At 56.4% G+C, this 433-nt stretch carries 1 protein-coding gene; it reads left to right on the top strand.

The genetic code is table 11. From position 1 onward, the window contains the following. Positions 1-433: extracellular solute-binding protein (locus tag EH240_RS37555; RefSeq protein WP_125007315.1), on the top strand; the 433-nt coding region annotated here is incomplete at both ends.

Below are 433 nucleotides of genomic sequence, written 5' to 3'. Positions count from 1 at the left end.
ATTGTTGACGGCGGTACAGGGCGGTAATGCGCCTGATGTCGCCACCCTGGATCAAATCTGGATGGGCGCCTTTGCTCAAGCCGGCGCAATTACGGCTCTCGACGACCAAGTCAAGACTTCCGGTCTTACGGCCGACACCTTCTTCAAAGGAGCCTGGGACTCGAACGTTTCTGACGGCAAGCTCTGGGGAATCCCCATCAACGTGGACGTTTGGTCCTTCACTTACTACAACAAGGCACTCCTCAAAGAGGCTGGCGTTGATCCTGCCTCGCTAAAGACCTTCGAGGGATTGAAGGCAGCGGCGCCGAAGCTTACGGACAAGTCCAAGGGCCGCTACGGCATTGGCTTGTTCGGCCACAAGGGGGAAGATACGGTCGTCGTCCTCGATACCTTCATCTTCTCCAATGGCGGTAAAGTCTTGGATGAGAAGGGC

The sequence above is a fragment of the Mesorhizobium tamadayense genome (assembly GCF_003863365.1).
GTDB lineage: Bacteria > Pseudomonadota > Alphaproteobacteria > Rhizobiales > Rhizobiaceae > Mesorhizobium > Mesorhizobium tamadayense.
Note: the sequence above shows the minus strand (reverse complement) of the source record. Positions and strands in the feature narration are given on the sequence as shown.